19 protein-coding genes and 2 pseudogenes are annotated in these 21,135 nt (G+C 67.6%); 15 read left to right on the top strand and 6 right to left on the bottom strand.

The genetic code is table 11. From position 1 onward, the window contains the following. Positions 1-26 precede the first annotated feature (26 nt). From ASG75_RS05960 to ASG75_RS05945, 4 genes are all read right to left on the bottom strand, one after another. Positions 27-2,360, bottom strand: a complete 2,334-nt coding sequence (locus tag ASG75_RS05960; protein WP_056386593.1) for a catecholate siderophore receptor Fiu — start codon at positions 2,358-2,360, stop codon at positions 27-29. A gap of 368 nt (positions 2,361-2,728) precedes the next feature. Continuing rightward, positions 2,729-4,849: a M13 family metallopeptidase gene (locus ASG75_RS05955; protein ID WP_056386591.1), complete on the bottom strand. Its 2,121-nt coding sequence runs from the start codon at positions 4,847-4,849 to the stop codon at positions 2,729-2,731. Between the two features lie 111 nt (positions 4,850-4,960). Continuing rightward, the gene (locus ASG75_RS05950) at positions 4,961-6,802 is read right to left on the bottom strand and encodes a M14 family metallopeptidase (protein WP_157616902.1); all 1,842 of its coding nucleotides are present in this window, start codon (positions 6,800-6,802) and stop codon (positions 4,961-4,963) included. Next, positions 6,799-7,476, bottom strand: coding sequence for a DUF502 domain-containing protein (locus ASG75_RS05945; RefSeq protein WP_056386589.1), 678 nt, complete (start codon positions 7,474-7,476; stop codon positions 6,799-6,801). Before ASG75_RS05945 ends, ASG75_RS05950 begins: the two co-directional genes overlap by 4 nt. Before the next feature lie 187 nt (positions 7,477-7,663). Between ASG75_RS05945 and ASG75_RS05940 the strand changes: the two genes are divergently transcribed. The 6 genes from ASG75_RS05940 (at position 7,664) to ASG75_RS05915 (ending at position 10,664) form a co-directional block, all read left to right on the top strand. Then, a complete protein-coding gene (locus ASG75_RS05940; RefSeq protein WP_056387070.1) occupies positions 7,664-7,864 on the top strand; it encodes a type II toxin-antitoxin system HicA family toxin in 201 nt (66 codons plus the stop codon). Between the two features lie 5 nt (positions 7,865-7,869). Continuing rightward, the gene (locus ASG75_RS05935) at positions 7,870-8,328 is read left to right on the top strand and encodes an XRE family transcriptional regulator (RefSeq protein ID WP_157616901.1); all 459 of its coding nucleotides are present in this window, start codon (positions 7,870-7,872) and stop codon (positions 8,326-8,328) included. Between the two features lie 295 nt (positions 8,329-8,623). Then, positions 8,624-9,109: a hypothetical protein gene (locus tag ASG75_RS05930; RefSeq protein WP_056386587.1), complete on the top strand. Its 486-nt coding sequence runs from the start codon at positions 8,624-8,626 to the stop codon at positions 9,107-9,109. 3 nt (positions 9,110-9,112) lie between these two features. Further along, positions 9,113-9,421, top strand: coding sequence for a hypothetical protein (locus ASG75_RS05925; protein ID WP_056386585.1), 309 nt, complete (start codon positions 9,113-9,115; stop codon positions 9,419-9,421). 53 nt (positions 9,422-9,474) lie between these two features. Then, positions 9,475-9,996 (top strand): sigma-70 family RNA polymerase sigma factor, encoded by a 522-nt coding sequence (locus ASG75_RS05920; protein ID WP_056386583.1) that lies wholly within the window; start codon positions 9,475-9,477, stop codon positions 9,994-9,996. 2 nt (positions 9,997-9,998) lie between these two features. Further along, positions 9,999-10,664, top strand: coding sequence for a hypothetical protein (locus ASG75_RS05915; protein ID WP_056386582.1), 666 nt, complete (start codon positions 9,999-10,001; stop codon positions 10,662-10,664). 78 nt (positions 10,665-10,742) lie between these two features. Here the strand turns inward: ASG75_RS05915 and ASG75_RS05910 are convergent, their stop codons facing one another. After that, complete coding sequence (locus ASG75_RS05910) at positions 10,743-11,195, bottom strand: DUF4442 domain-containing protein (protein WP_056386580.1); 453 nt, start codon at positions 11,193-11,195, stop codon at positions 10,743-10,745. A gap of 156 nt (positions 11,196-11,351) precedes the next feature. Beyond that, positions 11,352-12,218 (bottom strand): thioredoxin, encoded by an 867-nt coding sequence (gene trxA, locus ASG75_RS05905; protein WP_056386578.1) that lies wholly within the window; start codon positions 12,216-12,218, stop codon positions 11,352-11,354. 123 nt (positions 12,219-12,341) lie between these two features. On the opposite strand from trxA, the gene ASG75_RS05900 reads away from it, so the two are divergent. The 9 genes and pseudogenes from ASG75_RS05900 (at position 12,342) to nadD (ending at position 21,129) form a co-directional block, all read left to right on the top strand. Further along, positions 12,342-12,959, top strand: coding sequence for a paraquat-inducible protein A (locus tag ASG75_RS05900; RefSeq protein ID WP_056386576.1), 618 nt, complete (start codon positions 12,342-12,344; stop codon positions 12,957-12,959). Then, the gene (locus tag ASG75_RS05895) at positions 12,956-13,609 is read left to right on the top strand and encodes a paraquat-inducible protein A (RefSeq protein WP_056386574.1); all 654 of its coding nucleotides are present in this window, start codon (positions 12,956-12,958) and stop codon (positions 13,607-13,609) included. Before ASG75_RS05900 ends, ASG75_RS05895 begins: the two co-directional genes overlap by 4 nt. Further along, positions 13,602-15,302, top strand: a complete 1,701-nt coding sequence (locus tag ASG75_RS05890) for an MlaD family protein (RefSeq protein ID WP_056386572.1) — start codon at positions 13,602-13,604, stop codon at positions 15,300-15,302. Before ASG75_RS05895 ends, ASG75_RS05890 begins: the two co-directional genes overlap by 8 nt. Further along, positions 15,299-15,922 (top strand): PqiC family protein, encoded by a 624-nt coding sequence (locus ASG75_RS05885; protein WP_056386571.1) that lies wholly within the window; start codon positions 15,299-15,301, stop codon positions 15,920-15,922. Before ASG75_RS05890 ends, ASG75_RS05885 begins: the two co-directional genes overlap by 4 nt. Before the next feature lie 100 nt (positions 15,923-16,022). Further along, positions 16,023-18,122: pseudogene (gene leuS, locus ASG75_RS05880) on the top strand (leucine--tRNA ligase); the annotation flags it as partial. Between the two features lie 174 nt (positions 18,123-18,296). Further along, positions 18,297-18,830, top strand: a pseudogene (locus ASG75_RS16755) (class I tRNA ligase family protein); the annotation flags it as partial. Between the two features lie 5 nt (positions 18,831-18,835). Continuing rightward, entirely contained in the window at positions 18,836-19,384 is a 549-nt protein-coding gene (gene lptE, locus ASG75_RS05875; RefSeq protein ID WP_056386567.1) for an LPS assembly lipoprotein LptE, read from the top strand. After that, on the top strand, positions 19,384-20,394 hold the full coding sequence (gene holA / locus ASG75_RS05870) for a DNA polymerase III subunit delta (protein WP_056386565.1): 1,011 nt from the start codon (positions 19,384-19,386) through the stop codon (positions 20,392-20,394). The genes lptE and holA overlap by 1 nt, the downstream gene beginning before the upstream one ends. A 93-nt stretch (positions 20,395-20,487) precedes the next feature. Further along, positions 20,488-21,129 (top strand): nicotinate-nucleotide adenylyltransferase, encoded by a 642-nt coding sequence (nadD, locus tag ASG75_RS05865; protein WP_056386563.1) that lies wholly within the window; start codon positions 20,488-20,490, stop codon positions 21,127-21,129. The last annotated feature ends 6 nt before the right edge of the window (positions 21,130-21,135 follow it).

Below are 21,135 nucleotides of genomic sequence, written 5' to 3'. Positions count from 1 at the left end.
AGGAGCCGGGCGGTGAAGCCTGAGGATCAGAAGCGGATGTTGGCGGTGAGCATCGCCGCGCGCGGCGTGCCCGGGGTGTAACGGTAGCCGCTCTTGTTGATCGCCGCGACGTAGTCCTTGTCGAACAGGTTGTACAGGTTCAACTGCAGGTCGACGTGCTTGTTGACCGGGTAACTGGCCATCGCGTCGAACACCCAGTACGCCTCGGTGTAGGCCGGCGTGCCGACCGCGCCGTCGGTGCCGCGCTTCATTTCGCCGGCGTAGCGGGCGCCGCCGCCGATGGTGAGGTTGAACGGCAGGTGGTAGGTGGTCCACGCGGTGAACGCGCTCTTCGGCGTGTAGGCCAGGTCGCTGGAACCGTCGTTGGCGACGGCATTGCCGTTGATCACCTTGGCATCCATGAGGGTGTAGCCGGCGCTGACCGCCCAGTTGTCGCTGAGCTTGCCGATCGCGCTCAGTTCGATGCCCTGCACGCGCTTCCTGCCGATCTGGTAGTACTGCAGGTCGACCGGATCCTGCACCAGATCGTTGCTGACGGTGGTGCGGTACAGCGCGCCGGTCAGCAGCAGCTTCTCGCCGAGCAGGTCCCACTTCGTGCCCAGCTCGATCGTGCGCGCCTTCTGCGGGTCGAGGTTCGGGTTGTCGGCGCTGTTGGCGGCGCTGCTGAGGGTGAGCGTGTTGCCGCCCGGCGGCTCCTGCGACACGGCGAAGTTCGCGTAGATGCTGCCGTTGGCGGCCGGCTTGTACAGCACGCCGAGCTTGTAGTTGGGCAGGTTGCCGGATTTGCTGCTGTCCACGCCGGGCAGCACGCTGCCGGCCGGCAAGGCGCCGCAAGCCGGACCGTTGCGGGCGCCGCAGACCACCATGCTGCTGAAGTCGGTGGTGTAGTGGTCCAGCCGCATGCCGGCGTTGAGCTGCCATTGCTCGTTGAACTTCAGCGTATCGAACAGGTAGGCGGCCGCGGTATCGGTCTGGCCCGCGCTGTGCGCCCCGGTGCGGCCGTAGACCAGGCCGCTGACGTCGGCGTTCGGGCGGTACAGGTTCGCCGCCGGCCACGTGCTGCCGTTGAGCGCGGCCAGGCCGACCGTGCCGGCTTTTTCGCGGGTCAGCTCGATGCCGGCGCTGAGATTGTGCGTGATGCCGCCGGTGTCGAAATTCGCGGTGACGTTGCTCTGGTTGGTGAGGATGCGGTTGGTCTGGTCCTTGAAGGTCGGCAGGCTGCGCGCGATGGTCCAGGTCGAGAGATCGGCGGCGTCCGGCGTGAGCAGGTTGGCGGTATCGCCCCGGAACGAGGTCAGCAGGTAGTCCTGGTGCGTGCGGCCCCAGCGGGTGGTGTTGTGCAGGACCACGTCGGGCGAGACGTCGTGTTCGACGATGGCGGTGAACATGTCCGCCTCGACGTCGTCGTGGTCGGCCCGGGTGCCGTAGAAGTTCTGCGGGTCGACCATGGCGGCGTCGGCGAGGAACGGGCGCGCCGGATCGGGACTGCCGTAGCCGGGCAGGCCGAGGGTCGGCACGCCGCCGTCGGGCAGGTTGTCCTGCCGCACGTGCAGGAAGTCGAGGTAGACGCGGGTCGGCGTCTTCAGCCCGAACGCCAGCGACGGGGCGATGCCCCAGCGGTTGTTCTCGACCTTGTCGCGTCCCGGCACGCCGCTGTCCTGGCCCATCGCGTTGAGGCGGAAAGCGGAGTGCTCGCCCAGCGTCTGGTTCCAGTCGGCGGTGGCGCGCCGGTGCTGGCCGCTGCCGTAACCGATCGAGCCGGAGATGCCGTTGCCCAGCTGCGGCTGCTTGCTGACCAGGTTGACCGAACCGGTGGGCGCGGTGCGACCGTAGTCGGTGCCGGCCGGGCCCTTGGCGACTTCCACCTGCTCGACGTTGAACACGTCGCGCGAGATCGAGCCGAGATCGCGCACGCCGTCGACGAAGATGCTGCCGGACGTATCGAAACCGCGCATGTAGATGCCGTCGCCGGTGCTGGTGGTGCCGTTCTCGCCGACGTAGAACGTGCCCACGCCCGGGCTGTTGCGCAGCGCCTCGGTCAGCGTGGTGGCGCCCTGCTGCTGGATCAGTTCCTTGGTGATCACGCTGATGGTCTGCGTGGTGTCCAGCAGCGGCTGGGTGAATTTCGGCGAGGACAGCTTGTCGACGCGGTAGTCGTTGCCGGTGGTGGCTTCCACCTTCACGCCCGGCAGGTTCTTCGCGGTAGCGGTCTGGGCGTCGGGGGAAGCGAGCACGTCGGCGGCTGCCGCGGGGTGGGCCCATGCCAGGCCGGTGAACAGGGTCGCGGCCGTCAGCATGCCCGCCGTCGATGGCTGTTTGCGGGAGTTGACGACGTGCTTGCGCGATTTGATGGGTGACATGGAGATTCCGTTGGCAAATGTTGCGTGCGTGTCGACAGGGCCTGGCGGGTCTGGCGCATGCAGGTGTTTCGCAATGGCTGGATGCAGGTTTCGGATGGATCGGGAGCGCGGCCGATTGGCTGCGTGCGTCGCGTGGACCGGCGCGCTGTCCCCCGAAGTCCGGCCGGTACGTGGCTTGCGAAGCGCACCGGCCGGTGCAGCTGCATACGATATTTTTAATGAGAATGATTTGCAATACCTTCGAGTGAACTCCGCGCTTCCGTGCTCGCGAAGTGCGCCGGGTGCCCTTCCACGAAAAAGGCCCCGCATTCGCATGCGGGGCCTTTGGGTTCATGCCGCGATGGGTTGCGGCATCGGGTGGCGTCGGCTTACCAGATCTTCACCTGCTTGTCGGCCGGAGCCACCATCGCGTCGCCCGGCTTGCACTGGAACGCGCTGGCGAAAGCCGGCATGTTCGATGGCGCGCCGATCGCGCGCAGCGCGGCCGGTGCGTGCGGGTCGGCATTGAGCTGCAGCAAGGCCTGCTTCTCGCGGATGGAACCACGCCACACGCGAGCCCAGTTCAGGAAGAAGCGCTGGTCCTGGGTGTAGCCCTCGATCTGCTTGCCGGCTTCCTCGGGATTCTTCTTCAGCGCGACCTGCAGTGCGTCGTAGGCCGCGTTCAGGCCGCCCAGGTCGCCGATGTTCTCGCCCAGGGTCAGCTTGCCGTTGACGTGCGCGTCCGGCTTGTCCTTGATCGGCGTATAGGCATTGAACTGGGCGACCAGCTTGTCGGTGCGCGCGTCGAACTTCTCGCGGTCGGCCTTGCTCCACCAGTTGACGTTGTTGCCGGCACCGTCGAACTGGCTGCCTTCGTCGTCGAAGCCGTGGCTGGCCTCGTGGCCGATCACCGCGCCGATGCCGCCGTAGTTGATCCCGTCGTCGGCCTTGGCGTCGAAGAACGGCGGCTGCAGGATCGCGGCCGGGAAGTTGATCGTGTTGTCGGTCGGGTTGTAGTACGCGTTGACCGTCTGCGGGGTCATGCCCCATTCCTTGCGGTCGGTCGGCTTGCCGATCTTGGCGATGTCGTAGTCGTAGTTGAACTTCGCCGCCGCCATCACGTTGCCGTAGTAGTTGTCGCCGGCGACGTTCAGGCCCGACCAGTCGCGCCACTTGTCCGGGTAGCCGATCTTCGGCAGGAACGTATTCCACTTGGCGATCGCCTTGGTCTTGGTCTCGTCGCTCATCCAGTCCAGGTTCTGGATGCGCGCCTTCAGTGCGTTGCGCACGTTGTCGACCAGTTCCTGCGCACGCGCCTTCGCTTCGGGCTTGAACATCTCGGCCACGTACAGCTGGCCCAGCGCTTCGCCCATCGAGCCGTTGACGGCGCCCAGCACGCGCTTCCAGCGGGCCTTCTGTTCCGGCTGGCCGGACAGGGTCTTGCCGTAGAACGCGAACTTGTTGTCCTGGAAGTTCTTGCCCAGGTAGTTCGACGCGTCGTCGATGGTGTGGAAGCGCAGATAGGCCTGCCACTGGGCGATCGGTGCCTTGGCGAGCAGCTTGTCGAATTCGGCGAAGAACTTCGGCTGCGACAGCGAGAAGCCCTTGTCTACGGTCACGCCCTGGGCGGCGAAGAATTTCTCCCAGTTGAAGTGCGGGGTGGCCTGGTCGGCGTCCTTGACGCTGACGAAGTGGTACTGGTTCTCCGGCGTGCGTGCGTCGACCGGCGACAGCGAGGCGGCCGCAAGCTTGGTCTCGAACGCCAGCACGTCGGCCGCCTGCTTCTTGGCGTCGGCCTCGGCCACGCCGGTCAGTTCCAGCGCCTTGGCGATGTAGGCGACGTAAGCGTCGCGGATGTCCTGGTACTTGGCGTCGCTGTAGTAGTCCTTGGTCGGCAGGCCCAGGCCGGCTTCGTTGGCGTACGCGATCTGCATGTCGGCGTGCTGGAAGTCGGCGCCGGAGCCGAACGCGAACACCTGGCCGTCGCCCTCGACGTAGCTCTTGCTGATGTAGTCGGCCACGTCGCCGCCGTTCTTCAGGCCGGCGATGGCGTCGAGCTTCGGCTTGATCGGATCGAAGCCGGCCTTCTCGATGGCCGCTTCGTCCATGCCGGACTGGAACAGCAGGCCGATCTTCTGCTCGATCGAGCCGGCCTTGGCCGTGGCGGCGCCCTTGGCGGCCTTGTCGACGATGTCGTGCTGGGTGTTCAGGCTGGACTCGGCCAGCTGGTCGAACGCGCCCCAGCGGGTGCGGTCGGCCGGGATCGGGTTGGCGGCAACCCACTTGGCGTTGACGAAGCCGTTGAAGTCCTGGCACGCGTTGATGTTCGTATCGATCTCGCTGACATCGAAGATGCTCTTGCCGAGGTCGGCGGCGGCCGTGCTGCTGGCGGCCGCGGCGGTGCTGGCCGGTGCGGGTGCGTTGGCGGCCGGTTCCTGCTTGCCGCAGGCGGTCAGCGCCAGGCTTACGGCCAGTGCCAGCGCCAGGGGCTTCAGATACTGCTTGGTCATGGATGTCCCTCTGTAAGTGATGTGTGGTTGTTGTCTGGCCGCGCCGTCGGATCCCCCCGGAACGCGGACATGGCCGTTCACGCTAGGTCAAACGTCATGGGTGGCACAGTGTCAAAGGTCAGGGGTGCCATGGCCGCCAGCAGGCTGGACAGGCGTCGACAAATGCTGCAGCTGTGCGGCGTCCAGGCGCAGCACGGGGTAGGCGCCGACGTGCTGGGTGGCGTACCAGGGCGAGCGTTCGAAGAAGAACGCCAGCCGGGCGCGCGGATCGGCGGCGAAGGCCGGATCGTCATGCAGCTTCTGCGCGAACGCGGCCTTCAGCGCCGGGTCCTTCGCCAGCATCTCGCGCGCCAGCTGTTCCACCACGCGCGGCTCGCCGTATTCCTTGGCCTCGAACACCGCATCGAGGTAGCCCCAGCGCAGCAGCGAGTCCGGCGCCTGCGGTTCGAGCAGTTCGATCGCCACGTTGGCGGCGCGCTGGTCCAGCGGCACGATCGCCGAGCCGGCCGGCAGGGTCGCCTCGCGCGGCACGGCGTGCAAGGTGAAGTCGCGCAGCATCAGGTGGCCTTCGAACGGCTTGTCGGCCCACGTCGGATCGTCGAGCTGGTAGCCCTCGGCGCGGAGCGTCTGCACTCGTTCGGTGCGCCGGTAGCGAATGCCGTGGGCGTCGAGCTTGTCGATGATCGTGGTCCACTGCGCCGGCACCACGTAGGCGGCCGGCGGGGCGATCGACAGGTCCGGCAGCAGGCCGTTCCAGTTGTCGATGCGGTAACTCTTCGGCTGGCCGGGGTCGTAGCGGATCCACTCGCTGTTGGAAATGTCGCTGTGGCTCAGCGTGAACGCGTAGCCCTTGAGTTCGTACTTCGTCGATTGCGGATCCGGCTTGAACGTTAGTGGCACCAGCGCATGCGCCTGGTGGGCACGGGCGATGGTGTCGGCATCGGCTTTGGCGGTAGTAGCCAGCAGGTCGGCCGGATGCTGGTTGATCTGCTCCAGCAGCGACTCGACCAGGTCGTAGACGGCCCGCACGCGGTTCGCGTACGGCTTCAGCATGTGCGTCTCGATCAGCAGCGCGGGACGGTTCTGCAGCGCGGCGTAGCCGGTGGAGAAGCGCGGGCCGGAACCGAAGTTCACTAGCCCCAAGCGCGGGTCGCGGCCGTCCTTGAACTCCAGGTAGATCGAGGCGAGGTGGCCGCGTTTCTCGTACGCGGGTAGTGCGTGGTTGACGATGGCGTCGTGCTGCCATGCGCTCACCGCCGGGTCGAGCTTGTGTGGGTCTTCGGTGTACCAGGTGAGGTCGTACTGATAGTCGGCGCCGTCGGTGGTGTGCACGTCGATCAGGAAGTCCGGCAGCCAGCGCTGCCACAGCTTCAGCCATGCGCGCATTTCCGGCGCATCGGCTTTCACATAGTCGCGGTTGAGGTTGAGGTACTGCGACTGGCCGCGGAAGCCCATGCGGTCCGGGCCGTTCTGGTTGATGCGGTGGTACGGCGAAGCATTCTCGTGGCCGTCCACGCTGAACACCGGGATGTAGACCAGCACCACGTGGTCGAGCAGGCGCGGGTACTTGCCGGTGACCGCGATATCGCGCAGCAACATCAGCCCGGCGTCCTTGCCCTCGATCTCGCCGGGGTGGATGCCGGCCTGCAGCAGCACCACGGGTTTGTGCGCGGCGCGCGCGGCGGCGGGGTCGAACGTGCCGTCGCCGCTGGCGATCACCACCGTCATCGGCCGGCCTTCGGGCGTACTGCCGAAGGTTTGCAGACGGATCACGTCCGGCGCCGCCCGTTGCAGGCGTTGCAGATACGCCAGCGTGTCGGCGTAGCTGGGCGTGCTGCGGAAGTGGGTGGCTTCGGCCGGAGTGATCCAGTCGGCCGCACCCGGGCCAGCTGCATGGGCGGACGAGACGGCAACACCAAACAGGAGGGACAACAGGACGCGGCGCAGGCTCATGCAGGGGTCCCGGTTTCGTCGCGATGCGGCAGCGCCGGCGAAGCAGGCAGCGTATCGGGCGCCACCGCGCCGCCGGAGATGATGAAGGCCATCGCCTGGTCCATCGTCCAGTCGGTCGGGGTCAGTTCGCCCAGCGGCAGCACGACGAGATAACCGCCCGTGGGATTCGGCGTGGTCGGGATGAACACCGCCGCCATCTCGCGGCCGCTGCCTTCCTCGATCATCACCCGGGTGACGAAGCCGACCACCTTCATGCCGCGACGGGGGAACTCCACCAGCACCACGCGCTGCACCCCGGACGGCTTGTTCTGCAGCACCGCCATCAGCTTCTTGGTGCCGCCGTAAATCGTCTGCACCAGCGGAATGCGCGCCAGCAGGGCGTCGAAGCCACTGAGGAAACGCTGGCCGATCACCCGGTTCGCCACGAAGCCGAGCAGGTACAGCGCGACCAGGGTGATCACCAGCGCGACGATGAAAACCAACCACTCCATCTTCAGCGATTCGGCCGTATGCGGCGCCACCAGCGCCAGGCCATTCAGCAGTGCGGCCACCAGCGGCGCGCCGATGCCGGCCAGCACGCCCAGCACGAACTTGAACACCAGCCAGGTTACCCACAGCGGGATGAAGGTGAGCAGTCCGGTCAGCAGGTAGCGTTTGAGGCGCAGGCGGGGCATGGAGTGGTCCGCGTGTGAGGGGATTCCGCATTGTAGGCGACGGCGGCGGGGCCTTGTGGGAGCGACTTCGGTCGCATTGCCATGGCTTGTTCCGGCATGCGGAGCGCAGAGCTTCCCGCAGGCCTTCGTCCACGCATGCATCAAATATGATGCTATGGTGCCGTCACACCATGGAAGGGACGTGCGGATGAAGTACAGCGAGTTCATCCGGTGGCTGAAGCGGCAAGGTGTGACATTCGAGCCCGGCAAAGGCAGCCATCAGCTGGTGCGGTATCGAGGGCGCACCTCGGTGTGTCCCAGCCACGGCTCGAAAGAGATGCCCGAGCCCTTGCGCAAGGCGATCCTGAAAGACCTTGGCCTGCAAGGGCCGAGGCAATCTGCGGAGTGAGCAGCATGGCGAAAAATCGCACGATCATTGACGCGGTGCCGTCCGGCTATGCGGTAGCGCTGGAGCGGCACGGCGACGCCGTGTTGGTGTCCTGCCCGGACATTCCCGAAATGCACGCGGTGGTCTACGAGCATCAACGAACCGAAGAAGAAGTGCTGGATGCCATCGAAACGGCCCTGTACGGCTACATGCAGGATCGACGCCCCATCCCGGCGGCCAGGGCGAGCACGCGTCGGCGGCTGATGATCTACCTGCCAACCCTCACCAAGGCCAAGCTCGCTCTATACGGTGCCGTGCTGGATCAGGACTTGAGCAAGGCCGAACTGGCACGCAGGCTTGGTTTGCCGCGTCCGTCGGTGGATCGCCTGCTGGACGTGCGCCACGGCTCGCGGATGGAACAACTGGACGCGGCGCTGGAGTTGCTCGGGCGTCGTCTGGAAGTGCAAGTGAGCGAGGCCGCCTGAACCGGCATGACCGGGTCGGTATGGAAGACAACCCCGTTTGGCGCTTGCCGGGTATCGGGCAACCGCTCCTGCGTTGCCTCCACTCGGGCATCCATGCCCTCGTCATGCGCTCGCCTGCCTTGGCGAAAAGGAGCCGACGTCCTGTCGTCCCCGACCCACCGCCGCACAGAGGCCCCGGGTAGGGCAGCTGGCCATCCATCCCCTACACCACGACGCGCTCCAAGCCCGCAGCGGCGGGTTGTTACCCTCCTCGCGCCGCCGATCGGGCGGCTTGCGACATACAAGGAGTGTTTCCATGTCCAGTGACAATCGAATTTCGGCGGAGCTGTCGGATGAGCGGGTGGCTTCGGTGCAGGGGGCGCTGGCGGCGATCCGTGCGGCGCTGCCGTTTCTGGTGACGCTGTCGGCGCAGGAGCGGCAGGCCTTGCCGCGGCTGGGGCCGAAGTCGGTGGGTTTCGACGAGAAGTGCGTGACCTACATGGCGAACCGGGCGCAGTTCGTGCCGGGTTTCGTGGAGCTGGCCGAGGTGCAGAAGGATCGCGCCCTGCGCAGCCAGTTGTTGCGCTTCGCGGCGGAGCTGCAGACGCTGGCCGCCAGCGTGGACGACACGCTGCAACTGGTGGCCAGCGAGGTGTGGATGGCGGACCTGGCGTACTACCAGAGCGTGCGCGAGGCGGCCCATCGCGGCCGTGATGGCGCGCAGGACGTGTACGACGACCTGCGCCAGCGCTTCCCTGGCCCGCGCGCCAACCGCGCCGCGCCGGAGCCGGCCGCGGCCTGAGTCGTGAACCCCGGCGGGGCGGTCGCCGACCGCGCCGCCGGGACTTTGCAGGTCGACACGGACCTGCGCTACCGCGGCATCGCGGTTCGCCACCCCGGCGCCGCGCTTCGCTACATCCCCGTCGACTTTCCGAACCTCCCCGCCGACCTGGGGCACGTCCCCGTCGAGGCTCGGAACCTCTCCGTCGAGCTTCGCAACCTCCCCACCGGGGTTCCGTACCTCCCGCCCGACCTGTGGAGCCTCCCGGTCGGGGTTCGCCATGTCCTCGCCGACCTTCGGAACCGCACCCGTTTCCACATCGGTGTCCTGTGATTTTTTTCCGTACCCTGCGAATCATGGGGTGAACCGCGGGGAAGCAGGCGTCCATGACCGGCAGACAACACCAGCAACGTTTCGAGTCGCTGCTGCACGAGCATCGCAGGATCGTGTTCAAGGTGGCCGGCCTGTACAGCCGCAGCGCCGCCGACCGCGACGACCTGGTGCAGGAGATCGGCGCGCAGTTGTGGCGGTCGTTCGGTGGCTATGACGAAAGCCGCGCGAAGTTTTCCACCTGGATGTACCGCATCGCGCTGAACGTGGCGATCTCGCAGGCGCGGCGCTGGCCCGATGCCGACCGTTTCGAGCCGTTGGACACGCATCACTTGGAAACCGTGGGCGGTGGCGAACCGATCGCCGAACAGGACGAGCGGCTGACCGCGCTGTACGCCTTCATCGGCCAGCTCGACCCGCTGAACCGCGCGCTGATCCTGCTGTACCTGGAAGACCGCAGCTACGCCGAGATCGCCGACGTGCTCGGCATCAGCGAAACCAACGTGGCGACCAAGCTCGGTCGCATCAAGCAGAAGCTGCGCGAGCAGATGACCGCCGCGGAAATCACTGGAGCATGACGATGGAACTCGACGACATGAAACAGGCGTGGGCGCACATGGACCTGCGCCAGGACGGCATGGAGGTGCTGCTGCGCCAGGACTTCCGCGAGCGGCGGATGGACAAGGTGCGTTCGACGCTGCGCTGGAGCCTGTTGGGACAGGCGGTCGAGATCGCCTGCTGGCTGGCTTTCGTGGTGTTCGTCGCCTCGTTCTGGGTGGCGCACCGGCACGTCACGCATTTGCTGGTGATCGGCCTGCTGTTGCACGTCTATGGCATTGCCGGCATCTGGTCGAGCGTCACCCAGCTGTTCCTGCTCAGCCGCATCTACCTGTTCGATGCGCCGGTGCTGGTGCTGCAGCGGCGGCTGGCGCAACTGCGCCGATTCCGCATGGTCAGCACGCTGGCGCTGGGCCTGCCGTGGTGGTTCCTGTGGCTGCTGGTGCCGCTGGTACTGCTGACCTGGTGGTCCGGGGTGGACATGTTTGCCGGGGCAGCGGGATGGATCTGGGCGAACATGGCGGTGGGCGCCGTTGGCGTCGGCTTCAGCCTGTGGCTGGCGCGGCGGCTGGCCGGTCGTCCGATCGAGTCGCCGTGGCTGCAACGCGTGGTGAACGACCTGTCCGGCTGCACGCTGGCGCGTGCCTCGCGGCAACTGGATGAGATCGCCTGCTTCGAACGCGAGTGACGCGAAAGGCGAAGAGCGAAGAACGTGGGATGCGTGCAGTGCTCCTTCTCCTCCGAGCTGCGCCAGGGGGAGAGGGGCTCAGCGCGCCTTCGGCTTCAGCCGCACGTAGAGCTGCTTGCGCACGATCGCGATGACCTCGCCGGAGGCGGTCTTTACTTCGGTTTCGAACCAGCGCAGCACCTTCCCGCCGCCGGCGGCGGCTGCGCGCAGTTCGTCGACCACGGCCGGCTCCAGCTTGAAGTGCGCGTAGACGTCCTCGCGGCCCGGCGCCACGAAGTCGATCGTGCCGGCCTTGTCCCATACGTAGTAGTCGTTGCCGAGCTGGTGCATCGCCAGCAGCATCCAGAACGGGTCGACCATCGCGAACAGGTTGCCGCCGAACTGGCTGCGTACGTAGTTGCGGTTCCACGGGCGCAGCCGCAGCACCACTTTTGCCTCGGAGAAATCGTCGCTGAGCGACTGCACGCGGATCGCGTTGATCAGGAACGGCGGCCACAGGTTGAGCAGCCGGCGGAAGGTGGAAGCGCGCATGCGGGGATTTGTCCGGGCGGGGAGGTCCGATCATACCCGAGCGTACGCGGCAGTATGGACTGTGCTTTCCCGCAGGGCGGACACCGTCCGCCGCTTTTCGTGTTGCCGGAAAGCAAGAGCCGGCGGGCGGTGCCCCGCGCGTTCGGGGGGGCGGAATCAGAACAGCAGCGAAGCCATCCGCCGCCGGTAGCGGCCCACCAGTTCGGCGTCGTCCAGCGTGGCGAAGGCGGCGAGCAGGCGCTTCTTCGCCTGGCCGTCGTTCCAGTCGCGGGCTTTCTGCAGGATCACCAGAAACTGCTCGAAAGCGGCATCGGCGTCGCCTTCCAGCAGCAGGCGCACGCCGAGCTGGTCGCGTGCGGCCCAGTCGCTGTCGTCGGCCTGCACGCGCTGCTGCAGTTCGGCAAGGGCGGGCGCGTCTTTCAGTGCGTGGGCCAGATCCAGCTCGCTGCGCAGGCGCACGGCGCGGGCGTCGGTGGCCAGGTTCGCCGGCAGGGCGGCGAGTTCTGTTTCCGCGGCGGCGATCTGGCCGGCGTGCATCAGCGCCAGCGCCAGGTCGAGTTTGAGTTCGGGCTTGTCTGGCCCGGTGGCGATCGCCTGCTGCAGCCGGTCGACCGCCTGCTCCGGGGTTTCCTGCACGGCTTCTTCTTCGGCCGGTTCGGCGGGCGCCTCCAGCGGCTGCACGTGACGCGACAGGAACTCGCGCAGCTGGCCTTCCGGCAGCGCGCCGGTGAAACCGTCGAGCACCTGGCCGTCCTTCACCAGCACCACGGTGGGAATGCTGCGGATGCCGAACATGCCGGCCAGTTCCTGCTGGGTGTCCACGTCGACCTTGCCCAGCCGGAACGCGCCGTTGTATTCGGCAGCGAGTTTTTCCAGCATCGGGCCGAGCGTCTTGCATGGCTCGCACCAGGTCGCCCAGAAATCCACCAACACCGGCGTGGTCAGCGAAGCCTGCAGGACGTCGGCCTCGAAGGCCTGCTGGTCCACGTCGAAGACATGGGAAACGGTGGCGGCATCGGTCACGGGAAACTCCAGCTCGGCGGATGCCGGTTCAGATCGGGGCACCGCCGAGCATATCAAGCGGCGCGTTCACGATAGATTTGCGAGAATCCACGGATCGTCACGCCGAAGCAAGGCACCGGCTGCATGGGCATGAGCTCACCTGAAGCGCTGTTGATCTGCGAGCACTGCGACACGGTCTACCGCCGGCGCACGTTGGCGCGCGGCGACGTGGCGCGCTGCGCACGCTGCGAGGCGGAGCTGGAGCGTTACCACGCGCTGAGCGTGAACGCGATGCTGGCGCTGATCCTGACCGCGATGATCGTGTTCGTGCAGGCGAACATGTGGCCGATCGTGACGCTGGGCCTGAGCGGCCAACAGAGCAGCACCACGCTGTGGGGCATGATTCTCGCGATGTGGCGCGAGCAGGCCCAGGTCGTCTCGGTGCTGGTCGCCGCCACGCTGTTCTTCTTCCCGCTGCTGAAGATGCTGCTGCTGGGCTGGCTGCTGTGGTTCGCCCGGGCCGGGCGGCGCGCGCCCGGCTTCGTGCGGCTGATGGTGATCCTGCATTACCTCGGGCCGTGGACGATGAGCGAGGTGTTCGTGCTGGGCGCGCTGGTGGCGATCGTCAAGGCGCACACCTATTTCGACGTGACGCCGGACCCGGGCATCTACGCGTATGCGGCGCTGACCCTGCTGATCACCGTTTTCGCCGGCGTGGACCTGCGCCAGCTGTGGGACGATGTGCCGGAGGAGACCGCGTGAGCGCCCTGCCGCGCGCCAGCGAGCTCGGCCTGATCGCCTGCACGGTCTGCGGGCTGGTGTGCCGCAACGTGCCCGGCGACCCGCGGCTGGATGGCGACGGCGTGGGCGACGACATGGCGTGCCCGCGCTGCGGCACCACCCTGCGCCGGCGCAAGCCGAACAGCTACGTGCGGACCTGGGCGCTGCTGATCGCCGCGTTCATTCTGTACATCCCGGCCAACGTGCTGCCGATCATGCGCACCGCCAGCCTCAACGACGTCGACGACAACACCATCATCAGCGGAGTGGTCGAGTTGTGGCGCGCCGGTTCGCCGAACCTGGCGGTCATCGTGTTCACCGCCAGCATCGTGGTGCCGGTGCTGAAGTTCCTCGCGCTGGGCACCTTGCTGGTGAGCAGCCAGCGCGGCAGCGGCTGGGCGCGGGTGCAACGTGCAAAACTCTACCGGCTGGTCGAGCTGATCGGCTACTGGTCGATGCTGGACGTGTTCGTGGTGGCGTTGCTGACGGCGCTGGTGCGCTTCAGCGTGTTGAGCCTGGTGGAACCGTTGCCCGGCGTGATCTTCTTCGGCCTGACCGTGGTGCTGACCATGCTGGCCTCGATGAGTTTTGACCCCCGCTTGATCTGGGATGGCAAGGATACCGATGACTGACGACAACCCCATCGAACAGGGCCCGCCGGGTGGCGAGCTGCCGCGGCCGGTGGTGAAACGGCGCCGTTTCAATGCCTCGCTGATCTGGCTGATCCCGGCGCTGGCGGCGCTGGTCGGCCTGTCGCTGGTGATCAACAACTGGCTGCAGGCCGGCCCGCAGATCACCATCAGCTTCCAGAGCGCCGAAGGCCTGGAGGCCGGCAAGACTCCGGTGAAGTACAAGAACGTGGTGATCGGGCGGGTCAACAAGATCCATCTCAGCGGCGACCGCAGCCACGTGCTGGTCAATGTGGCGCTGGAGAAAAGCGCCGAAGGCTTCGCCAGCAAGGACACGCGCTTCTGGGTGGTGCGCCCGCGGATCGGGCTGGGCGGGGTGTCCGGCATCGACACCTTGCTGTCGGGCGCGTTCATCGGCGCCGACGTGGGCGACTCGAACGAATCCGAGGACGAGTTCCAGGGGCTGGAGACGCCGCCGGCGGTGAACCACGGTGCGCCCGGCCGCAGCTTCATGCTGCACAGCGACGACCTTGGCTCGCTCGATATCGGCTCGCCGGTGTACTACCGGCGCATCCAGGTCGGCCGGGTGGTGTCCTATCAGCTGGACAAGGACGGCAAGGGCGTCTCGCTGCAGATCTTCGTCGACGGCCCCAACGACAAGTTCGTCACCCGCGCCTCGCGCTTCTGGAACGCCAGTGGCGTGGACGTGTCGATCGGCGCGAACGGGTTGAAGCTCAACACCCAGTCGCTGGCCACCGTGCTGGCCGGCGGCGTGGCGTTCCAGGATCCGCCCGGGCCGCACGACAGCACGTCGGCGCCGGAGGACAACGAGTACACGCTGTTCGGCGACCAGGCCACGGCGATGGCGCCGCCGGACGGCACGCCGCACTACATCCGCATGCGCTTCGAGCAGTCGGTGCGCGGGCTGGCGGTGGACGCGCCGGTGGAGTTCCTCGGCATCAACATCGGCAAGGTGGTGTCGGTGCGGCTCGACTACGACGAGCAGAAGCAGCGCTTCCCGGTGCTGGTCGGCGCGGTGGTCTATCCGCAACGCCTGGGCGCCGCCTACGACAAGCTGGAGGCCATGGCCAAGGCGCGTGGCGAGAATGCCGACCTGTCGCAGTTGATGGGGCGCCTGGTCGAACACGGACTGCGCGCGCAGGCGCGCACCGGCAACCTGCTCACCGGCCAGTTGTACGTGGCGCTCGATTTCATACCGAAGACGCCGAAAGTGGCGTTCGACCCGCAGGCCAAGCCGCTGACCCTCCCGACGGTGCCGGGCAGCTTCGACAAGCTGCAGGAGCAGATGGCGGAAATCGTCGACAAGCTCAACAAGGTTCCGTTCGACAGCATCGGGCGCAACCTGGACCAGACCCTGGCTGGCCTCAACGCCACGCTGAAGCAGGTCAACGGCGAGACCCTGCCGGCATTCAAGGACACCTTGCACGGCGTGCAGCAGACCATGGGCACGGCGAACGATGCGCTGGCCGGCGACTCGCCGCTGCAGCAGAACCTGGGCGCCACGCTGGAACAGGTGCAGCGCATGGCGCGTTCGCTGCGCGTGCTGACCGATTACCTGGGCGGCCATCCGGAGTCGCTGATCCGCGGCCGTCGCCCGGACGCGAAGCCCGCCGACGCGAAACCCGCCAACATCACGCCGGCGGCGATCCAGCCGGCGCAAGGGAGCAAGCCATGATTCGTACCGGAAGGCATCTGTGGGTCGCGGCGGCCGGCCTGCTGCTGGCGGCCTGCGCCTCGGCGCCGCTGCACTACTACACGCTCGTTGCGCCGGCGGACGAGTCCGCCGGCGGCCTGGTGGCGCCGTCGGTTGCGCCATCGCTGCCGTTCGAGTTGCTGGCGGTCGGTGTGCCGGCACAGGTCGACCAGCCGCAACTGGTGGTGCGCGAGGGCGGGCAGGGCGTGGCCCTGCTCGGCAGCGAGCGCTGGATTGCCCCGCTCGGCGACGAGGTGCGCAGCGCGCTGTCGGCCGACCTCGCGCGCGAACTGCACAGCGCGGACGTCAGCGGCTTGCCCGGCAACGGCAAACCGCTGCTGCGGATCAAGCTGGACGTGCGCCGGTTCGACTCCGCGCCCGGCAGCTATGCCTTGATCGAGTCCGCCTGGAGCGTGCGCCTGCTGCACGGCGCCCGGCCCGCCACGCTGGCCTGTACCAGCCGCGTCAGCGAAGCGGTGGGGCCGGGTTACCCCGCCCTGGTGCAGGGCCATCAGCGCGCGATCGCCCGGTTGGCGGTGCAGATCGCCACCGCGGCGCGGGCGCTCGGCGATGGCCAGGCGCCTGCCTGCCCACCCGGCTGAAGGTCGCCAGCTTGGCGCCCGGCCTGCGCTGGGCTAGTCTGACCAGTTCACTCAGCCGGCTTGGGCCGGCTCGCACCAACCGCACAACGGCACCGGAATCATGCAGGACATTCAAGCCCCGACCTCTCTCGAACAGGATGAAGCTGCCTATCGCCCCCAGGCAGTGGAAGCCGCCGCGCAGCAGTACTGGAATGCGCAGCGCGCCTATGAAGTGAAGGAGGATGCCTCGCGGCCGAAGTTCTACTGCCTGTCGATGCTGCCGTACCCGTCCGGCGCGCTGCACATGGGCCACGTGCGCAACTACACCATCGGCGACGTGATCAGCCGCTACCAGCGCATGCAGGGCAAGAACGTGCTGCAGCCGATGGGCTGGGACGCGTTCGGCCTGCCGGCGGAGAACGCCGCGATCAAGAACCACACCGCGCCGGCGAAGTGGACCTACGCGAACATCGACCACATGCGCAGCCAGCTGCAGTCGCTGGGCTACGCGATCGACTGGAGCCGCGAGTTCGCCACCTGCCGCCCGGACTATTACCGCTGGGAACAGCTGATGTTCACCCGCCTGCTGAAGAAGGGCATGGCATACCGCAAGAACGCGGTGGTGAACTGGGACCCGGTCGACCACACCGTGCTGGCCAACGAGCAGGTCGTCGACGGCCGCGGCTGGCGCTCCGGTGCCGTCGTCGAGAAGCGCGAGATCCCGCAGTGGTTCTTGAAGATCACCGGTCACGCACAGGAATTGCTGGACGGCCTGGACACGCTGCCGGGCTGGCCCGATGCGGTGAAGACCATGCAGCGCAACTGGCTGGGCCGCAGTGAAGGCCTGGAAATCCACTTCGCTGTTGAAGGCGAAAGCACGCCGCTGAGCGTGTTCACCACGCGCCCCGACACGCTGATGGGGGTGACCTTCGTCTCGATCGCCGGCGAGCATCCGCTGGCGCTGAAGGCGGCGCAGGGCAACCCGCAACTGGCGGCGTTCCTCGAAGAGTTGAAGCACGGCGGCGTCTCCGAGGCCGAGCTGGAAACCCAGGACAAGCGTGGCATGGCCACCGGCCTGTGCGCGATCCATCCGGTCAGCGGCGAGCGCGTACCGGTATGGGTCGCCAACTTCGTGCTGATGGGCTACGGCACCGGCGCAGTGATGGCGGTGCCGGGGCATGACGAGCGCGATTTCGAGTTCGCGCACAAGTACGGCCTGCCGATCAAGCAAGTGATAGCCGCCGGCGACGAGAGCTACGACGCGGCAACCTGGCAGGACTGGTATTCGGACAAGACCCGCGCCGACATGCGTGTCGTGAACTCCGGCGCGATGGACGGCAAGGACTACCGCGCCGCGTTCGACTACATCGCCGGCGTGCTCGAGGCAGCCGGCAACGGCCAGCGCCGGGTCAACTGGCGCCTGCGCGACTGGGGTGTCAGCCGCCAGCGCTACTGGGGTTGTCCGATCCCGGTGATCTACTGCTCCGCCTGCGGCGCGGTGCCGGTGCCGGAAGACCAACTGCCGGTGGTGCTGCCCGAGGACGTGGCGTTCAGCGGCGTGCAGTCGCCGATCAAGGCCAACCCGGAGTGGCGCAAGACCACCTGCCCGCAGTGCGGCGGCCCGGCCGAGCGCGAGACCGACACGTTCGACACCTTCATGGAGTCGAGCTGGTACTACGCGCGCTACACCAGCCCCGGCGCGGAGGCGCAGATCGACGAACGCGCGAATTACTGGCTGCCGGTCGACCAGTACATCGGCGGCATCGAACACGCGATCATGCACCTGCTGTATTTCCGCTTCTATCACAAGCTGCTGCGCGACGCCGGCATGGTGCGTTCGGACGAGCCGGCGCAGAACCTGCTGTGCCAGGGCATGGTGATCGCCGAGACGTTCTACCGCGACAACGCCGACGGCTCGAAGGACTGGATCAACCCGGCCGCGGTCGATGTGCAGCGCGACGAGCGCGGTCGCGTCGCCGGCGCGGTGCTCAAGGCGGATGGCCAGAGCGTGCACATCGGCGGCACCGAGAAGATGTCGAAGTCGAAGAACAACGGCATCGACCCGCAGACCATGGTGAGCAAGTACGGCGCTGATACGGTGCGCCTGTTCTCGATGTTCGCCGCGCCGCCGGAGCAGTCGCTGGAGTGGAGCGAGGCCGGCGTTGAAGGCATGGCGCGCTTCCTCAAGCGGCTGTGGCGCGAGGTCACCACGCACGCGGCGGGTCCGGATCATGCACGTATCGGTGGCGTGGCCGCAGGCCACTCCGACTCGTCCCTTCCCCTGCAGGCAGGGGAAGGTGCCGACCTGCAGGCGCAGGGGCGCCTGCGGAACAGCGTAGCTGGCCCCGACAGGGGTGAGCCCCAAGGATGGGGCGAATCTGGCGGAAGGGGTGACGCCGCAGGCGTCGTCGATCCCGCTACGCTGGATGCAGGCCAGAAGGCCCTGCGCCGTCAGCTGCACGAGACGATCCAGAAGGTCAGCGACGATTTCGGCCGGCGCCACGCGTTCAACACCGCGATCGCCGCGCTGATGGAACTGCTGAACGCGCTGGGCAAGTTCAACGACCAGAGCGAGCAGGGCCGCGCCGTGCGCCACGAGGCGCTGGAGGCGATGGTGCTGCTGCTCAACCCGGTGGTGCCGCACGTCAGCCACGCCTTGTGGCAGGTGCTCGGCCATGTCGAGGCCGTGCTGGAGGACCAGCCGTGGCCGCAGGTGGATCGGACCGCGCTGGTGCGCGACACGGTCACCCTGGCGGTGCAGATCAACGGCAAGTTGCGCGCTACCATCGAGCTGGCCGCACAGGCCTCGAAGGAAGAGGCCGAGGCGCTGGCGCTTGCCCAGCCGCAGGTGGCGCACTTCCTGGAGGGCATGACGGTGCGCAAGGTCATCGTGGTACCCGGCAAGATCGTCAACATCGTCGCAGGATGAAACCCATGAGCTTCACGAAAGCGCGCCGCCTGTTCCAAGCCTCGCTGCTGCTGGCCACGGCGCTCGCGCTGGGCGCCTGCGGTTTCCACCTGCGCGAGAACGCGACCCTGCCGCCCGAAATGCAGCGGGTGCACCTCGCCGTCAACAGCGGCGGCGAGCTCGAGCGCCACCTGACCCGTGCGCTGCAGACATCCGGCGTCACCGTCGAGGACGACAGCGGCACGGGCATCGCCGAGCTGCGCGTGCCGGTGGCGGCGTTCAGCACCGAGACGCTGAGCGCCGGCGGTTATGCGCGCATCACCGAGTATGCGGTGCGCTACCAGGTGCAGTTCGACGTCCTCGATGCCGCCGGGCAGGTGCTGGTGCCGCACCAGCGCCTCGACATGTCGCGCGAGTACAGCTACGACGCCAGCAACACCGTCGGCAACGCCTCGCAGGTCGAGGAGATCCAGCGCAGCCTCAACGACGACATGGTGCAGGCGATCCTGTTCCGCCTGCAGGCCGCCGGCAAACATGAGCTGGCTGCGCCGGCAAGCGCCGCCAGCACGCACTGATGCCGCTCAGTCCCGGCCAATGGCAGAAGGCGCTGGCGGCGGACAGCCTGCAACCGGTCTACCTGCTCGCCGGCGAGCAGTTGCTGGTGCTGGAAGCCGCCGATGCGTTGCGCGCGCAGGCACGCAAGCTGGGTTACAGCGAACGTGAAGTGCTCGAGGTCGGCCAGCATTTCGACTGGAACGACCTGGCCCGTGCGGCGGCCGGCATGTCGCTGTTCGCCACCCGCCGGCTGATCGACCTGCGCCTGCCCACCGGCCGCCCCGGCATCGACGGCGCCAAGGCGATTGGCGCGTTCTGCGCCGATCCGCCGCCGGACGTCACCTTGCTGGTCACCGCGATGGAGTGGAGCAACAAGCACGACGGCGCCTGGAGCAAGAAGCTCGACGCCAGCGGCACGATGGTGGTGTTCAATTCGCCGCGACCGGATCAATGGGGCGCGTGGATCAGCGCGCGGCTCGCCTCGCGCGGCCTGTCCGCCACGCCCGATGCGGTGGCGCTGCTGGCCGAGCGCGTCGAAGGCAACCTGCTTGCTGCGGCGCAGGAAGTCGACAAGCTCGCCGTGCTGCACGGGCAGGGCCGCGTCGACGCCGCCGAGATGGAGAACCTGGTTGCCGACAGCGCCCGCTACGACGTGTTCAAGCTCACCGATGCCGCCTTCGTCGGCGACGGCGCGCGGGCGCTGCGCATCCTCGCCGGACTGCGCTCCGAAGGCGATGAACTGCTGGCGCTGATGGGCTGGCTGGTGAACCAGCTGCAGCTGGCGCTGCGCCTGGCGAATGCCACGGACCTCGCCGCGCAGATCCGCGCCGAACACCTGTGGCAGGCGCGCGAAACCCTGTTCCGCCAGGCCCTGCGCCGCGCGCCGCGCGAGCACTGGCTGCAATGCCTGGCCCGCGCCTCGCGCATCGATCGCATGGTCAAGGGCCGCGAGCAGGGCAACCCGTGGCAGGAGGCCGAACGGCTGATCGCCGCGATCGCCGAGCCGCGCGCCGCCCGGGCGCTCGCATGAAAAGGTCAGCCCGCCTGATTGCCAGCGTTCCCGTTTTCGCGGGGATGACGGCTTTGGGAGCGGCTACCGTTCACATGCAGGCGATGTAGCAACGTGAAGCCCCTGGCCATCTTCGGCGGCACCTTCGACCCGGTGCACCTGGGCCACCTCAGCGTGGCGTGGGAAGCGGCCGAACTGCTCGATGCCGAGGTGCGCCTGCTGCCGGCCAGCGTGCCGCCGCACCGCATGCCGCCACTCGCTTCGGCGGCACAGCGCGTGGCGATCCTGCGCACCGCGCTGCACGGCCAGTCGCGGCTCACGCTCGACACGCGCGAACTGGATCGCGCCGGTCCGTCGTGGACCATCGACACCTTGCACGAACTGCGCGCGGAGCAGGGCGAACGCCCGCTGGTGCTGCTGCTCGGTGCCGATGCATTTGCCGGCCTCGCCAGCTGGCATCGCTGGCGCGAATTGTTCGAGGCGGCGCATATCGGCGTGCTGAGCCGGCCGGGGGTTTCCGCCGATCTGCCGGACGCACTGGAACGCGAAGTGGCTGGCCGGCGCATCGCCGACGCAGCGAGCCTGCGCGCGCTGCCCGCGGGCAAGGTCGTCGAGGTTACGGTGACCCCGCTGGAAATTTCCGCCACGCGCATCCGCGAGCTGCTCGCCGCCGGGCGCGATCCGCGCTACCTGCTGCCGGCGGGATTGTTCGACGATCCCGCGTTGCTGGCGCCGTACCGGAACCCGACCGCGTAAGATCCG

The organism is Rhodanobacter sp. Soil772 (genome assembly GCF_001428385.1).
Lineage (GTDB): Bacteria > Pseudomonadota > Gammaproteobacteria > Xanthomonadales > Rhodanobacteraceae > Rhodanobacter.
The sequence above is the reverse complement of the archived record's forward strand: the minus strand, read 5'-3'. Positions and strand labels throughout refer to the sequence as shown.

What these genes read in the sequence shown, in the direction of transcription:
- ASG75_RS05900 (WP_056386576.1), top strand. Translation starts at nt 12,342, where the DNA reads ATGGGCATGAGCTCACCTGAAGCGCTGTTGATCTGCGAGCACTGCGAC.
- ASG75_RS05950 (WP_157616902.1), bottom strand. Translation starts at nt 6,802, where the DNA reads ATGAGCCTGCGCCGCGTCCTGTTGTCCCTCCTGTTTGGTGTTGCCGTC.
- ASG75_RS05910 (WP_056386580.1), bottom strand. Translation starts at nt 11,195, where the DNA reads ATGCGCGCTTCCACCTTCCGCCGGCTGCTCAACCTGTGGCCGCCGTTC.
- ASG75_RS05935 (WP_157616901.1), top strand. Translation starts at nt 7,870, where the DNA reads ATGGCGAAAAATCGCACGATCATTGACGCGGTGCCGTCCGGCTATGCG.
- ASG75_RS05960 (WP_056386593.1), bottom strand. Translation starts at nt 2,360, where the DNA reads ATGTCACCCATCAAATCGCGCAAGCACGTCGTCAACTCCCGCAAACAG.
- ASG75_RS05915 (WP_056386582.1), top strand. Translation starts at nt 9,999, where the DNA reads ATGGAACTCGACGACATGAAACAGGCGTGGGCGCACATGGACCTGCGC.
- holA (WP_056386565.1), top strand. Translation starts at nt 19,384, where the DNA reads ATGCCGCTCAGTCCCGGCCAATGGCAGAAGGCGCTGGCGGCGGACAGC.
- ASG75_RS05885 (WP_056386571.1), top strand. Translation starts at nt 15,299, where the DNA reads ATGATTCGTACCGGAAGGCATCTGTGGGTCGCGGCGGCCGGCCTGCTG.
- ASG75_RS05945 (WP_056386589.1), bottom strand. Translation starts at nt 7,476, where the DNA reads ATGCCCCGCCTGCGCCTCAAACGCTACCTGCTGACCGGACTGCTCACC.
- ASG75_RS05930 (WP_056386587.1), top strand. Translation starts at nt 8,624, where the DNA reads ATGTCCAGTGACAATCGAATTTCGGCGGAGCTGTCGGATGAGCGGGTG.
- lptE (WP_056386567.1), top strand. Translation starts at nt 18,836, where the DNA reads ATGAGCTTCACGAAAGCGCGCCGCCTGTTCCAAGCCTCGCTGCTGCTG.
- ASG75_RS05940 (WP_056387070.1), top strand. Translation starts at nt 7,664, where the DNA reads ATGAAGTACAGCGAGTTCATCCGGTGGCTGAAGCGGCAAGGTGTGACA.
- ASG75_RS05920 (WP_056386583.1), top strand. Translation starts at nt 9,475, where the DNA reads ATGACCGGCAGACAACACCAGCAACGTTTCGAGTCGCTGCTGCACGAG.
- ASG75_RS05890 (WP_056386572.1), top strand. Translation starts at nt 13,602, where the DNA reads ATGACTGACGACAACCCCATCGAACAGGGCCCGCCGGGTGGCGAGCTG.
- ASG75_RS05955 (WP_056386591.1), bottom strand. Translation starts at nt 4,849, where the DNA reads ATGACCAAGCAGTATCTGAAGCCCCTGGCGCTGGCACTGGCCGTAAGC.